The sequence below is a fragment of the Variovorax cryoconiti genome (assembly GCF_051216395.1).
GTDB lineage: Bacteria > Pseudomonadota > Gammaproteobacteria > Burkholderiales > Burkholderiaceae_C > Variovorax.
On sequence record NZ_JBPJZI010000004.1, the window covers coordinates 37,772 to 50,608 of the forward strand.

Genomic DNA, 12,837 nt, shown 5'->3' on the forward strand with positions numbered 1-12,837 from the left:
GTCGTGGGGCGGTCGGTAGGGATCAGGCGATCCAGGCGGTGAAGCTGCACTCGATCAGCTTCCCCATGTCGAGCTCGGGCGCGATGATCGCGTGGCGTGCGGGCCGCGAGGCGGCATCGGGGAACATCTCGAGCCAGGGCACGTTGAGCGCGGGGCGCTGGCTGCGGTCCTTCATCCAGACGGTGAGCTTCACGATGTCCTGCGTGCTGCCGCCCGCGGCTTCGACGATGCGGCGCACGTTGTCGAGCATGAAGCGGCACTGCGCCTCGATGGTGTCGGCCGGCTTGCCGGTGGCCGGGTCGTTGCCCTGGATGCTGCCGCTCTCGAGCAGCGGGCCGATGCGGCAACCCGCCGGGATCGGGTTCTTGTGGCTGAAGCCCTCGACATAGACGCTGGTGCGGGCGGCCGGTGCGGCGCGCCCCAGGGATGTGGTGGCGGTGCTCATTCGGAGGAGATGTTGGCTTGCTTGATGACCGGCATCCACCGCGCGTCTTCCTTCGCGAGGAACTGGGTGAACTGCTTGGGCGTGCTGCCGCGAGCCTCGGCGCCGAGCGTTTCGAACTTGGCCTGCACGGCCTTGTCGGCCAGGATCTTCTGCAAGGCTTCGGAGAAGCGGGCCAGGATGTCCGGCGGGGTGCCGACAGGCGCCAGGATGCCGGTGAAGGTCTCGGCTTCAAAGCCCTTGAAGCCGGACTCCTGAAGGGTCGGCACGTCCGGCATCGACGGCACGCGTTTGGCCGACGTGACGGCGAGCGCGCGCGTACGGCCCTGCTGGATGAACGGTTGCGCCACCGAGAGCTGGTCGAAGTTGAACTGCACCTGCCCGCCCAGCAGGTCGGTGGTCGCCGGGGCGTTGCCCTTGTAGTGCACGGTCAGCCACTTGGCGCCGCTCTCTTTCTGCAGGTACTCGCTCACCAGGTGGTTGGTAGTGCCGGCGCCGGGCGACGCCATCGTCAGGGCGCTGCCCGGCTTCTTGGCGGCGGCGATGAACTCGCCGATCGTCTTGTACGGCGTGCCGGCGTTCACCTGCAGCACCAGCGGCGTGAACGACACCGAGCTGACGGGCGCGAAGTCCTTCTTCCAGTCGTAGGCGTTGCGCTTGAAGATGGTCGGCGAGAACAGGATCGGCCCGTTCGCCCCCATGAAGAAGGTGTAGCCGTCCGGTGCGGCCTTGGCGACGAACTCGCCGGCGATCATGCCGCCGGCGCCGGGACGGTTGTCGACCAGGAAAGGCTGCTTGAAGATGGCCTGCAACTGCTCGCTGACGATGCGGGCGGCGCCGTCGACGTTGCCGCCCGGCGGGTAGGGCAGCACGAGCTTCACGGGTTTGTCGGGCCAGTTGCTCTGCGCGATGGCGGGCAGAACGGCGAGAGCCGCACAGGCGGCGATGGCGAGGGTGCCGAGGGTCTTCTTGAACATATGTCTCCTGCTCTTGCGCCGGCACCGCAAGTGGCTGCGGTTTCATCGGCGACCCGTTCACTTTAAGAAGGGGCCGCCCGATGCTGCAATGCAATATGTCCAGACTGTTCCGTATCATGGACGTTTTGCCAAAGTGCACCACCCGCGCGCCAGAGCGCTCCCGACAATCGGGGCTCAGCCACCACGGAAGGCCCTCCCATGTTTCTCGATGCCGGCGACCTGTCGCCCGAAGCCACCTACCGCCTGATGAGCGGCATCGTCGTGCCCCGCCCGATCGCCTGGATCACCACCGTCTCCGAAGACGGCGTGGTGAACCTCGCGCCCTTCTCCTGCTTCACCTTCGTGTCGAACAAGCCGCCGATGCTGGGCGTGAACATCGGGCGCAAGGCCGGCCAGCGCAAGGACACTGGAGCCAACATCCATGCAATGCGTGAGTTCGTGGTGAACATCGGCGACGCCTCGCAGATGGTGGCCATCCACGAGAGCAGCGCCGAGCACGCGCCCGACGTGAGCGAGACCGAGCTGCTGGGCCTGGGCACCCTGCCGTGCCAGACCGTGCGTGTGCCGCGCCTGGCCGACGCGCCGGTCAGCATGGAATGCAAGCTCGAGCGCGTGATCGCCTTCGGCCAGACCGGCGCCGAGTTCATCGTCGGCGAGGTCACGGCCTTTCACCTGCGCGATGGGCTGCTGCACGACGGCAAGGTCGACACCCGCGCCCTGAACCCGGTCTGCCGCATCGGCGGACCGAACTACGCGACGCTCGGCGAGATCGTCACGCTGCGCGGCATGCAGCAAACGGCCAAGACGGTGATGGATGGCGGCAGCGGCGGATAAAGACACGGCCGCCACCGCCGGCGCCCAGAGCGTGCGCCGCGCGCTCGCCGTGCTGCGCGTGCTCGCCACCGGCCAGGAGCGCGGCGTGCGCCTGACCGACGTGGTGAGCCACACCGGCCTGAACCGCCCGACGGTGCACCGCATCCTGCGCGTGCTGGTGGAAGAAGGCGCCGTCGAGCAGGACCCCGCCACGCGCCGCTACCTGATCGGCGGCGAGGTCTCGCTGCTCGGGCTCGCGCGCTCGACCCGCTTCCCGATCCGCGCGATTGCCGAACCGCACCTGCGGCACCTCAGCGAGATCCTCGGCGACACGGCCTTCCTCACCATCCGCAACGGCGCCGACTCGGTGTGCATCGACCGCCGGCCCGGCAGCTTTCCGGTCAAGGTGCTGTCGATCGAGATCGGCGCGCGGCGGCCGCTCGGCGTGGGCGTGAGCGGCCTGGTGCTGCTCGCTGCGTTGCCGGCCGAGGAAGCGAACGAGGTGGTGCGGCGCAATGCGCGCCGGCTGCAGGCGCTGCACGTCGACCCGGCCGACCTGCTGGCGCGCGCAGCGCGCACCCGCGCCCAGGGCTATGCCTACGCACCGGTGGGTGTGGTGCCGGGCTCGCGGGCGGTGGCGGTGCCGGTCTGCGTGGCCGACGGCCGCACCGTCGCCGGGTTGGCGATCGCCACCATCACCGAGCGCCTGCCCGACGAGCGCGTGCCGACGGTGGTCGCGCACATGAAGGAACGGGCCGCGCTGATCGGCGCGCAGGCCGCTGAACTCGCACGGCGCAAGAGCAGTCGCAACGGCGGCTGAAACAGAGGGAAGACCCTGCAAGCGTCCATGATATGGACGCATGCGGGAGAAAGATCAGGGCTTCGGGCCGGCAGGCGGCGCAGCGGCCCGGTCGCTGGCCAGCACGCCGGCCGTCGCCCAGTCGTGCTTGGGCACGTCGAAGAACATCACGTCCACCGCATCGGCAGGCGTGCCGAGCGTCTTCATGGTGGCTTCGGTCAACGCGGCGGCCAGCGCGCGCTTCTGCTCGACCGTGCGGCCCTCGAACAGTTCGACGCGGATGAGAGGCATGGGTTCTCCTGGGATGAAAACCGTGACTATGCGCGAAACGCGCACGCACCGCAGGCCTCAGGGCAGGACCGGCGCCGGTGCCGGCGGTGGCGCCACGGCGGTCGGCGGTGCGTTCGGGTCGTGCAGCAGCACGCTCTGCCCGACCCCCACGCCCACCGACGCGCCGCCGCCCACACCCGTGCTGGCACCCACGCCCGCGCCGCCATAGACCTGCCCGCGGGTGTTCACACCGACGCCTGCACCGACCGGGCCCCAGCCGGTGCCGAGCCCCAGGCTCGGCCCGCCCGAGCCGACGCCCACCCCGAGCGACAGGCCCGGGAACAGCGGGATGCCGATGCCCACACCGACGCCGCTGCCGCCGGAGGCGCAGCCCGCCAAGGCCAGCACGGCAAGGAAAACGCCGCCGCGCGAAGCGGCGGCGAGGGTCGTGGAAAGGCGGTGGTTCTTTGTCATGGTGTCGGTCGCTCCCTGGTGATGTGCCATCGAAGCGGCCGACCGGCCCCTTCGCTCAGACCAGCAGCGCGTTGACGCGCCGCACGTAGGCGGCCGGATCTTCCGGCAGGCCGCCTTCGGCCAGCAAGGCCTGGTCGAACAGGATGTTCGCCAGGTCCTCGAAATGTGCCGAACCCTCCAGCTTTTTCACCAGCGGGTGCTCGGCATTGACTTCGAGCACCGGCTTGAGTTCCGGTGCCGGCTGGCCGGCCTGCTTGAGCATGCGGGCCAGCTGCGTGCTCATGCCGCCGTCCTGCACCACCAGGCAGGCGGGCGAGTCGACCAGGCGCGTGGTCACGCGCACGTCCTGGGCCTTGTCCTTGAGGGCTTCCTTGAGCCGATCGAGCACCGGCTTGAAGGTCTCGGCCGCTTCCTCGGCGGCCTTCTTCTCGGCCTCGTCCTGGAGCGTGCCCAGGTCGACCGCACCCTTGGCCACGCTCTGCAGCGGCGTGCCGTCGAAATCCTGCAGGTAGTTCAGCGCCCATTCGTCGACGCGGTCGGTCATCAGCAGCACCTCGATGCCCTTCTTCTTGAAGAGCTCGAGCTGCGGGCTGTTCTTGGCGGCGGCCAGCGAGTCGGCGGTGATGTAGTAGATGGCCTCCTGGCCTTCCTTCATGCGCGCCTTGTAGTCGGCGAAGCCGACGCTCACGGTGTCGGTGGTGGTCGAGGCGAAGCGCAGCAGCTTGGCGATGCGCTCGCGGTTGCCGTGGTCCTCGCCCAGCCCTTCCTTGAGCACCGCGCCGAACTCGGCGTAGAACTTCGCGTACTTGCCCGCGTCCTCGTCGGCCGCGAACTCGGCCGCGGCTTCAGCGGCCGGCACGGCGTCGTTCTTGTCGACCACGTCGGTGACCTCGGTCGGCTCGGGCGCCGGCACTGATTCGCCGGAGCCCACGTCGATCTTGCCGGCCGCGCTGTCGGCCGCGGCCTTCTGCTTCCTGGCCAGGTCTTCCAGCATCGACAGCACGCGCTTGGTGCTGCCCTCGCGGATCGCCTTCACGTCGCGGCTTTCCTGCAGCAGCTCGCGGCTCACGTTGAGCGGCAGGTCGGCCGAGTCGATCACGCCCTTGACGAAGCGCAGGTAGCCGGGCATCAACGCCTCGGCGTCGTCCATGATGAAGACACGTTTGACGTAGAGCTTCACGCCCGCCGTCTTCTCGCGGTTCCACAGGTCCATCGGCGCCTTGGCCGGGATGTAGAGCAACTGCGTGTACTCGGTGCTGCCTTCGACGCGGTTGTGGCTCCAGGCGAGCGGGTCTTCGTAGTCGTGGCTGATGGTCTTGTAGAACTCGGCGTACTGCTCGGCGCTGATGTCCTTCTTGGCCCGCGTCCACAGCGCGCTGGCCTTGTTCACCGGCTCCCATTCGCCGGTCTTGACCATGTCGCCGGGCTGATCGTTCTCGCCTTCCTTCCACTCCTCTTTCTCCATGAGGATCGGCAGCGAGATGTGGTCGGAGTACTTGCCGATGACCTGCTTGAGCTTCCAGGCGTTGAGGTATTCCTCGGCATCGTCCCGCAGGTGCAGCGTGACGCTGGTGCCGCGCTGCGCACGCTCGATGTCGTCGACCTCGAAGTCGCCCGCGCCACCGCTGGCCCAGCGCACGCCCTGGTCCGCCGGCACGCCGGCGCGGCGCGATTCGACCGTGATGCGGTCGGCCACGATGAAGCCCGAATAGAAGCCCACGCCGAACTGGCCGATGAGCTGGGCATCGGCCTTCTGGTCGCCGCTCAGCTTGCTCATGAAATCCTTGGTGCCGCTCTTGGCGATGGTGCCCAGGTTGTCGATGGCTTCCTGCTTCGACAGGCCGATGCCGTTGTCGGCGATGGTGAGCGTGCGGGCGGTCTTGTCGAAGGACACGCGCACTTCGAGGCTGGGCGCGTCCTCGTACAGCGCGGGGTTGTCGATGCCTTCGAAGCGCAGCTTGTCGCAGGCGTCCGAGGCGTTGGAAATCAGTTCACGCAGGAAGATTTCCTTGTTCGAGTAGAGCGAGTGCGTGACGAGGTGCAGCAGCTGGGCCACTTCGGCCTGGAATGGGAGTTTGGTCGTTGCAGTCATGGTTCTCTGGGATCGAAAAAAGAAACGGGAGGCGCACAGCCCCATCGCGACATGTGGCCGGGACCGCCATTTTCAACTGTTGCAACGTGAAGAGATACCGGATGGCGCAATCCGTTTCTCCGTAAGGCGCCGTGCCCTTCCTAGAATCCGCCGCGCAGGGTTCAGCCCGGCATTCATGTCACGGAAACAGGGAGAGAAAAAATGGAAATCAGCAACATCAAGAAATGGTCCGCCGAGTTCGTCGGCACCTTCTGGCTCACGTTCGGTGGATGCGGGAGCGCGGTGCTCGCCGCCGCCTTTCCGCAACTGGGCATCGGCTTCGCCGGCGTCGCCCTGGCCTTCGGGCTCACCGTGCTTACCGGCGCCTACGCGCTCGGCCCGATCTCGGGCGGGCACTTCAACCCGGCCGTATCGGTGGGCCTCGTGGTCGGCGGGCGCTTCAAGGCATCGGCGCTGCCCGGGTACGTCATCGCCCAGGTGCTCGGCGCCATCGTGGCGGCCGGCGTGCTGTACCTGATCGCCACCGGCAAGCCCGGTGCCGAGGTGGGCGGCTTCGCCACCAACGGCTATGGTGAGCACTCGCCCGGCAAGTTCAACATGGCGGCGGCGCTCATCACCGAGGTGGTGCTTACCGCCGTTTTCCTGATCGTCATCCTCGGCGCGACGGCCAAGCGTGCGGCGGCCGGCTTCGGCGGCCTGGCGATCGGCCTGTGCCTCACGTTGATCCACCTGATCTCGATCCCGGTGACCAACACCTCGGTCAACCCGGCCCGCAGCACCGGGCCGGCGCTGTTCGGCCCGTCGTACGCCGTGTCGGAGCTGTGGCTGTTCTGGGTAGCGCCGATCGCCGGCGCCGTGATTGGCGCACTGATCTACAACGTGCTGCTGAAAGACGAGTGAACGCTGGCGGCGCGGGGGGCGCCGTCAGAATTTCTCGTGGGCGCCCAGGTAGCGCCACTGCCCGGCCGGCAGGCTGCCCAGCACCACGCGCCCGATGCGGATGCGCTTCAAGCCCACCACCTTGAGCCCGACCTGCTCGCACATGCGGCGGATCTGCCGCTTCTTGCCTTCGGTCAGCACGAAGCGCAGCTGCTCGGGGTTCTGCCAGTCGACGCGCGCGGGCTTCAGCGGCTGGCCGTCGAGGCTCAGACCATGGCGCAGGCGCGCGAGCATCGCGGGCGGGAAGACCGCCTGCACATTGGTCGTGACGGGATCGTCGTCGTCGATACGCACCAGTTGCCCCAGCGGCGCCGGCTTGTTCGGACCGTGGTAAGCCACGCGCACCAGGTATTCCTTCTCGATGCCCGAGTCCTCGCCGATGAGCTGGCGTGCGACGCGGCCGTCCTGCGTCAGCACCAGCAGCCCGACCGAATCGATGTCCAGCCGCCCGGCCGGCGCCAGGCCGCGCAACTGCGGCGGCGAGAAGCGGTTCGTGCTGGGGTCTTCGCGCCAATGCGTGCGCGGGTTGATGAGCATCACCGCCGGCTCGTGGCCGTCCTCGGCCTGGCCGCTCACGTAACCCATCGGCTTGTGCAGCAGGATGGTCACCTGCTGGGCCTGATGGCCGTGCGCCTTCTTGTCAACCTCGACCTTGTCGGCCGGCGTCACCTTCACGCCCATCTCGGCCGGCTGGCCGTTGACCTTGACCCAGCCCTGCGCGATCCAGTCGTCGGCCTCGCGGCGCGAGCAGATGCCGAGCTCGGCCATGCGTTTGTTGAGGCGGACGGGTTCGGCGGACGTGGTCATGAAAAAGACGTTGAAGGAACGGAGGCGGGCTGCTATTCTGGCGCTACGCCGCAGGTTGACTGCGGCCATTTTGGGGGATTCCCAAGTGAGCACACGCAAGTACCCGTACGCGGTCGTCATCGGCCGTTTCCAGCCGGTCCATTTCGGTCACCAGCGACTCATCGAAGAGGCATTGCGCGCTGCAGAGCGCGTGATCGTCGTCGTCGGGTCCGACCGCAAGCCCCGCAGCTTCAAGAACCCCTTCACCTTCGACGAGCGCGAGCGCATGGTGCGCGCATCGCTGCGCAGCAATGAGCAGATGCGCGTGAGCGTCGTCGGCGTGGGCGACTCGCCCTACAACGACCAGCTCTGGATCGCATCGATCCAGTCGGCGGTCGACCGACTGATCCAGCAGGACGGCGCCGTGGCCGCACAGACCCCGGTCGCGCTCATCGGCCATCTGAAGGACGCGTCGAGCTACTACCTGCGCCTGTTCCCCACCTGGGAGTTCATCGGGCTCGATGGGGTCGAGAGCATCCATGCGACCGATGTGCGCAGCCTCTACTTCGACCCCGAGAACCGCGGTCAGCTGTCGCGTGCCGACCTGCCCGACGGCACCGCCGCCTTCCTCGATCAGTTCGCCGGCACCGACGACTACGCGGCCCTGTGCGACGAGCGTGTCTTCCTGGCCGACTACAAGACCAAGTACCGCTACGCCGGCAGCGACTTCCCGCCGATCTACACCACCGTCGATGCGGTGGTGGTCGAGGCCGGCCACATCCTGCTGGTGCAGCGCAAGTTCCATCCGGGCAAGGGCACGTGGGCGCTGCCCGGTGGCTTCGTCGGCCAGCACGAGCGGCTGCAGGACGCGGCCATCCGCGAGCTGAAGGAAGAGACACGCCTGAAAGTACCGGTGCCGGTGCTGCACGGCAGCATGAAGGCCAGCCACGTGTTCGATGCGCCCGACCGCTCGCAGCGTGGCCGCACGATCACGCACGGCTTCTTCTTCGAGCTCTCCCACAACCAGTGGACCGGCCTGTCGGACGTGCGTGCCGCCGACGACGCGGCCGCGGTGCGCTGGGTGCCGATCGCCGAGTTCCTCGACATGCAGGAGCGCATGTACGAAGACCACTTCTTCATCGCCAACCATTTCCTTGGCGGCCTGGGCAAGAACTAGAAACCCCAGACCATTTCTGCAAGAACGGGCCCTGGTTGACGGGGCCCACGTGAAAGGAGCTTTCACCATGACCCGCAGCACCTCCCCTTCTCCCCTCGGCAGCAACCTGCTGCTGCGCACCGACTCGTACAAGGTGTCGCACTGGATGCAGTACCCGCCCGGCACGCAGACGGTCTTCAGCTACATCGAATCGCGCGGCGGCGCCTTCAGCCATTCCCTCTTCTTCGGCCTGCAGGCCTACCTGCGCGAATACCTCTCCACCCCCGTCACGGTCGCCGACGTCGACGAAGCGGCCGCGCTGATGGCGGTGCACGGCGAGCCCTTCAACCGCGAAGGCTGGATGCGCCTCATCGAGAAGCACGGCGGCTTCATGCCGGTGCGCATCCGCGCCGTGCCCGAAGGCAGCGTGGTGCCGGTGCACAACGTGCTCGCCACCATCGAGAACACCGACCCAGAATTCTTCTGGATCACCAGCTTTCTCGAGACCGAACTGCTGCGTGCCATCTGGTACCCGACCACGGTGGCCACGCTGTCGGGCGCGGCCAAGGCCACGCTGCTGCGCTACCTCGAAGCGACCTGCGACGACCCGCAAGGGCAGATCGCCTTCAAGCTGCACGACTTCGGCGCGCGCGGCGTGTCGAGCCTCGAATCGGCCGCGCTGGGTGGCATGGCGCACCTGGTCAATTTCCTCGGCACCGACACGATCGTCGCGCTGGTCGCGGCACGCCGCTACTACGACTGCGACGTGGCGGGCTTCTCGATTCCTGCGGCCGAGCACAGCACCATCACCGGGTGGGGCCGCGACCAGGAATCGGCGGCCTACCGCAACATGGTCGAGCAGTTCGGCAAGCCCGGCGCCGTGTTCGCGGTGGTGAGCGACAGCTACGACATCTTCAACGCCTGCGACCGGATCTGGGGCACCGAGCTGAAGGACCTGGTGGTGCAGTCCGGCGCCACGCTGGTGGTGCGGCCAGACTCCGGCGACCCGGCCGAGACGGTGCTCAAGGTCGCGCAGATCCTGGCCGCACGCTTCGGCACCACGACCAACGCCAAGGGCTACCGGGTGCTCAACAACGTGCGCATCATCCAGGGCGACGGCATCAACCTCGACGCGTTGCGGCTGTGCCTGTCGAATCTTTATCACAACGGCTTTTCGGCCGAGAACATCGCCTTCGGCATGGGCGGCGGACTGCTGCAACAGGTCAATCGCGACACCATGCAGTGGGCGATGAAGTGCTCGGCGATGCAGGTCGACGGGCAATGGCGCGACGTCTACAAGTCACCGGTGGGTGACCCTGGCAAGGCGTCCAAGAAGGGCCGGCTCACGCTGGTGCGCAATGCCGACGGCGCGATCGAAACGGTGCGTGCGGAGGCACTGCGAGACAGCCAGGACGATCTGCTCGAGACCGTGTTCGAAAACGGCACGGTGCTCAGCAACGTCGGCTTCGAGGCGGTACGTGAACGCGCGGCGGCGGGGGCACGTGCGCTGATCATCTCGCGCGCACCGCTGTAGCGCGTGTTCAGCGCGGGGTGCGTTCGCCGGCCGGACGTTCAGATCTGCTCCGTCTCCTGCAGCGCTTCGACAGGCCGGCTCGCGACGCGTGGAATGCCGAGGTAGCGGCACACCGCCTGCGTCGAGTCGCCGGCCGCGCCGACGGCGGCACGCAGACGCGTTTCGGTCACCGCCAGTGCACGCGTCCAGTAGCGAACCTCGCGCGGCTCGCCCAGATTGATCCAGCCCGTATCGCGGGGGCTGCGGGTTTCGAAATTGGGGGCCATCACCATGTCTCCTAGGGGTTCCTTGATCGCCCCGACACGGTGCGCCTGCACATCAATTGGTGCGACAGGACGGTGCAGATCGCCGATGCAGGACAGGTCCGACAGTGCGCGCAGCGCGGCGAAGCCGTCGCGCTTGCCAATGCACCGACAGGCCGGCCACCGCCAGCGGGATGAAGACACTGCCCAGGGCACACAGGGCGCGCAGCACATCAACCCCCATGGGCCACTCCGCAGCGCTGCAGATGGGCGCGCCAGGAGGTGAGCGCTCCGATCTCGCCGTCCGGCACGCAGGCCAGCACCCCGTGCAGGACTTCTGCGTAGCGCGACAGCGGCAGGCGCACCATGAGCCGCACGCGCGGCGCCGCATGCGCGCTGGCCGCGCTGGCGTGCAGCAGCGGTTCGCAGCGCAGCACGCCCACCCCCTCGCACGCCGCCAGCGCCCGCCGGACGCGGCAGGCATCGACCGAGGCGACCGTGACATCGAGCACGTGGAAGGTCGTCTCGCGGACGGCGGGGGTGGCACCGGGAGGTTCCCGGTAGGCGGCATAGGCCATGGCATTCCTGCTGGAAATGAACAGGAAGCCAGTGTCTGAAAGCGCCCGTCAAAACGGTGCAAAGCCTCCGGGCAGCGGCGTAAAGACGGCGTCAATGCGAGGCGCCAGCGCGCGCTGTCAGCAGCCGACGGCCTGCCCGTCGCGCCGGTGGTCGGAGCCGGCTGCGTACACGATGTCATTCCCATCGGGGCCGGAAGGCAGGCGCTGCGCGAGTTGCGCGGAACCGAAAAGCAGGTTGCCCGGCGCCGTCTTGTCGGGCGCGTGGCCCAGCGCCCGCAGACCCTCGACCACCGCATCGGAGACGGTCGGCTCGACCGTCAGCGTGGCGGCGTCGTTGATGCGCCAGCGCGGCGCGTCGGAGCAGGCCTGCGGGTTGAGGTCTTCGACGACATGCCGCAGCACCATCTGGACATGGCCCTGCGCCTGCATGTTGCCGCCCATCACGCCAAAGGCCATCACGGGCTGGTCGTCCTTGGTCAGAAAGGCTGGAATGATGCTGTGCTGCGGGCGCTTGTTGCCCGCCACCTCGTTCACATGGCCGGGCGTGGTGACGAAGCCCGAGCCGCGGTTGTGCAGCGCGATGCCGGTGCCCGGCACGACCAGGCCCGAGCCGAAGCCGCGGTAGTTCGACTGGATGTACGACACCATCCGGCCCTCGGCGTCGGCGGTGCACAGGTACACGGTGCCACCCACCGGCGGCGCGCCGGCGGCGTAGCGCCCGGCGCGCTTCGGGTCGATCAGGCGCGCGCGTTCGCGCAGGTAGGCGGGGGCTAGCAGTTGCGCCGACGTGAGGCGCATGTGCGCCGGATCGCCCACATGGGTCTGCAGGTCGGCGAAGGCCAGGCGCATGGCTTCGATCTCCAGGTGCATGCGCGCCGCGGAGCCGATGGCCGTGTCGTCGTAGGGCAGGTGCTCCAGGATGCCCAGCGCCATCAGCGCCGCGATGCCCTGCCCGTTCGGCGGGATCTCATGCACCTGGTGGCCGCGGAAGCCGACGCTGATCGGCTCGACCCACTCGCTGCGGTGCGCCGCCAGATCGGCCAGGCCCAGCGCCGCGCCATGCGACGCGGCGAAGGCGCTGATCTCGCGCGCCAGCCGGCCGGTGTAGAACGACTCGCCCCGCGTGCGTGCGATCTCTTCGAGCGTGTCGGCCTGCTGCGCGAAACGCCAGACCTCGCCCGCGGCGGGTGCGCGGCCGCGCGGCATGAAGGCGTCGAAGCCGGGGTAGGTGTGCAGGTCGCGGACGGACTCGGCCCACTGCCCGGCGATGACCGGGCTCACGGGGAAGCCGTCGCGCGCATGGCGGATCGCGTCGACGAACAGGTCGTCGAAAGGCAGCGCGCCGAAGCGCTCCGACAGCGCCGCCCAGCCCGCCACCTGGCCCGGCACGGTGACCGTGTCCCAGCCGCGAGCCGGCATGGCGTCCAGGCCCTTGAAGCGCGCGGCGTCCCAGCCCGCAGGCGAGCGGCCCGAGGCATTGAGGCCGTGCAGCTGGCCGCCGTCCCACACCAGCGCGAAGCCGTCGCCGCCGATGCCGTTCATGACCGGCTCGACCACGGTCAGCGTGATGGCCGCCGCCAGCGCGGCATCGATGGCGTTGCCGCCGCGGGCGAAGGCCGCCGCACCGGCCTGCGCGGCCAGTGGCTGCGAGGTCGCGACGACGTTGCGCGCCAGCACCGGCTGCCGGCCGGACGGATGGGGAAGGGACCAGTTCATGGATCGTTGGGGGAGGGAC

The 12,837-nt window shown here is 68.4% G+C and carries 14 protein-coding genes; 5 read left to right on the forward strand and 9 right to left on the reverse strand.

The window, feature by feature from the left end; genetic code table 11:
* Window positions 1–22: 22 nt before the first annotated feature.
* The gene (locus ACSFA2_RS11905) at window positions 23–445 is read right to left on the reverse strand and encodes a RidA family protein (protein WP_435455546.1); all 423 of its coding nucleotides are present in this window, start codon (window positions 443–445) and stop codon (window positions 23–25) included.
* On the reverse strand, window positions 442–1,419 hold the full coding sequence (locus tag ACSFA2_RS11910; RefSeq protein ID WP_435455547.1) for a Bug family tripartite tricarboxylate transporter substrate binding protein: 978 nt from the start codon (window positions 1,417–1,419) through the stop codon (window positions 442–444). The genes ACSFA2_RS11905 and ACSFA2_RS11910 overlap by 4 nt, the downstream gene beginning before the upstream one ends.
* Window positions 1,420–1,617: 198 nt before the next feature.
* Here ACSFA2_RS11910 and ACSFA2_RS11915 point away from each other — a divergent pair, with 198 nt between their 5' ends.
* Together ACSFA2_RS11915 and ACSFA2_RS11920 are read left to right on the forward strand one after the other, a co-directional pair.
* On the forward strand, window positions 1,618–2,253 hold the full coding sequence (locus ACSFA2_RS11915) for a flavin reductase family protein (RefSeq protein WP_435455548.1): 636 nt from the start codon (window positions 1,618–1,620) through the stop codon (window positions 2,251–2,253).
* Window positions 2,234–3,052 carry an IclR family transcriptional regulator gene (locus ACSFA2_RS11920; RefSeq protein ID WP_435455549.1) on the forward strand — a complete coding sequence of 273 codons (819 nt, stop codon included), beginning with the start codon at window positions 2,234–2,236 and terminating at the stop codon, window positions 3,050–3,052. Before ACSFA2_RS11915 ends, ACSFA2_RS11920 begins: the two co-directional genes overlap by 20 nt.
* A gap of 54 nt (window positions 3,053–3,106) precedes the next feature.
* Here the strand turns inward: ACSFA2_RS11920 and ACSFA2_RS11925 are convergent, their stop codons facing one another.
* Genes ACSFA2_RS11925 through htpG form a run of 3 tightly spaced genes read right to left on the reverse strand, consistent with a single transcriptional unit; the run spans window position 3,107 to window position 5,867 of the window.
* Window positions 3,107–3,322: a 4-oxalocrotonate tautomerase gene (locus ACSFA2_RS11925; RefSeq protein WP_435455550.1), complete on the reverse strand. Its 216-nt coding sequence runs from the start codon at window positions 3,320–3,322 to the stop codon at window positions 3,107–3,109.
* Window positions 3,323–3,379: 57 nt separating this feature from the next.
* Window positions 3,380–3,775 (reverse strand): hypothetical protein, encoded by a 396-nt coding sequence (locus tag ACSFA2_RS11930; RefSeq protein WP_435455551.1) that lies wholly within the window; start codon window positions 3,773–3,775, stop codon window positions 3,380–3,382.
* A gap of 55 nt (window positions 3,776–3,830) precedes the next feature.
* Window positions 3,831–5,867: a molecular chaperone HtpG gene (gene htpG, locus ACSFA2_RS11935; protein WP_435455552.1), complete on the reverse strand. Its 2,037-nt coding sequence runs from the start codon at window positions 5,865–5,867 to the stop codon at window positions 3,831–3,833.
* Window positions 5,868–6,068: 201 nt separating this feature from the next.
* On the opposite strand from htpG, the gene aqpZ reads away from it, so the two are divergent.
* Window positions 6,069–6,767, forward strand: a complete 699-nt coding sequence (gene aqpZ / locus ACSFA2_RS11940; protein ID WP_435455553.1) for an aquaporin Z — start codon at window positions 6,069–6,071, stop codon at window positions 6,765–6,767.
* A 24-nt stretch (window positions 6,768–6,791) separates the two neighbouring features.
* Here aqpZ and ACSFA2_RS11945 read toward each other — a convergent pair whose 3' ends face one another.
* Complete coding sequence (locus tag ACSFA2_RS11945) at window positions 6,792–7,613, reverse strand: pseudouridine synthase (protein WP_435455554.1); 822 nt, start codon at window positions 7,611–7,613, stop codon at window positions 6,792–6,794.
* Window positions 7,614–7,698: 85 nt separating this feature from the next.
* On the opposite strand from ACSFA2_RS11945, the gene ACSFA2_RS11950 reads away from it, so the two are divergent.
* Together ACSFA2_RS11950 and ACSFA2_RS11955 are read left to right on the forward strand one after the other, a co-directional pair.
* Window positions 7,699–8,769, forward strand: coding sequence for a bifunctional nicotinamide-nucleotide adenylyltransferase/Nudix hydroxylase (locus ACSFA2_RS11950; protein WP_435455555.1), 1,071 nt, complete (start codon window positions 7,699–7,701; stop codon window positions 8,767–8,769).
* A 67-nt stretch (window positions 8,770–8,836) separates the two neighbouring features.
* Window positions 8,837–10,282 carry a nicotinate phosphoribosyltransferase gene (locus tag ACSFA2_RS11955; protein WP_435455556.1) on the forward strand — a complete coding sequence of 482 codons (1,446 nt, stop codon included), beginning with the start codon at window positions 8,837–8,839 and terminating at the stop codon, window positions 10,280–10,282.
* A gap of 38 nt (window positions 10,283–10,320) precedes the next feature.
* On the opposite strand, the gene ACSFA2_RS11960 is transcribed toward ACSFA2_RS11955, so the two are convergent.
* The 3 genes from ACSFA2_RS11960 to ACSFA2_RS11970 all read right to left on the reverse strand — a co-directional run bounded on the left by ACSFA2_RS11960 (window position 10,321) and on the right by ACSFA2_RS11970 (window position 12,818).
* Entirely contained in the window at window positions 10,321–10,548 is a 228-nt protein-coding gene (locus ACSFA2_RS11960; RefSeq protein ID WP_435455557.1) for a DUF3606 domain-containing protein, read from the reverse strand.
* A 209-nt stretch (window positions 10,549–10,757) separates the two neighbouring features.
* Window positions 10,758–11,102, reverse strand: a complete 345-nt coding sequence (locus tag ACSFA2_RS11965; RefSeq protein WP_435455558.1) for a hypothetical protein — start codon at window positions 11,100–11,102, stop codon at window positions 10,758–10,760.
* 117 nt (window positions 11,103–11,219) lie between these two features.
* The gene (locus ACSFA2_RS11970) at window positions 11,220–12,818 is read right to left on the reverse strand and encodes a gamma-glutamyltransferase family protein (protein ID WP_435455559.1); all 1,599 of its coding nucleotides are present in this window, start codon (window positions 12,816–12,818) and stop codon (window positions 11,220–11,222) included.
* Window positions 12,819–12,837 lie beyond the last annotated feature (19 nt).

Coding starts and splice junctions, on each gene's coding strand:
- ACSFA2_RS11905 (WP_435455546.1), bottom strand. CDS start 445: ATGAGCACCGCCACCACATCCCTGGGGCGCGCCGCACCGGCCGCCCGC.
- ACSFA2_RS11925 (WP_435455550.1), bottom strand. CDS start 3,322: ATGCCTCTCATCCGCGTCGAACTGTTCGAGGGCCGCACGGTCGAGCAG.
- ACSFA2_RS11945 (WP_435455554.1), bottom strand. CDS start 7,613: ATGACCACGTCCGCCGAACCCGTCCGCCTCAACAAACGCATGGCCGAG.
- ACSFA2_RS11955 (WP_435455556.1), top strand. CDS start 8,837: ATGACCCGCAGCACCTCCCCTTCTCCCCTCGGCAGCAACCTGCTGCTG.
- ACSFA2_RS11915 (WP_435455548.1), top strand. CDS start 1,618: ATGTTTCTCGATGCCGGCGACCTGTCGCCCGAAGCCACCTACCGCCTG.
- ACSFA2_RS11970 (WP_435455559.1), bottom strand. CDS start 12,818: ATGAACTGGTCCCTTCCCCATCCGTCCGGCCGGCAGCCGGTGCTGGCG.
- ACSFA2_RS11920 (WP_435455549.1), top strand. CDS start 2,234: ATGGCGGCAGCGGCGGATAAAGACACGGCCGCCACCGCCGGCGCCCAG.
- htpG (WP_435455552.1), bottom strand. CDS start 5,867: ATGACTGCAACGACCAAACTCCCATTCCAGGCCGAAGTGGCCCAGCTG.
- ACSFA2_RS11960 (WP_435455557.1), bottom strand. CDS start 10,548: ATGGCCCCCAATTTCGAAACCCGCAGCCCCCGCGATACGGGCTGGATC.
- ACSFA2_RS11965 (WP_435455558.1), bottom strand. CDS start 11,102: ATGGCCTATGCCGCCTACCGGGAACCTCCCGGTGCCACCCCCGCCGTC.
- aqpZ (WP_435455553.1), top strand. CDS start 6,069: ATGGAAATCAGCAACATCAAGAAATGGTCCGCCGAGTTCGTCGGCACC.
- ACSFA2_RS11910 (WP_435455547.1), bottom strand. CDS start 1,419: ATGTTCAAGAAGACCCTCGGCACCCTCGCCATCGCCGCCTGTGCGGCT.
- ACSFA2_RS11930 (WP_435455551.1), bottom strand. CDS start 3,775: ATGACAAAGAACCACCGCCTTTCCACGACCCTCGCCGCCGCTTCGCGC.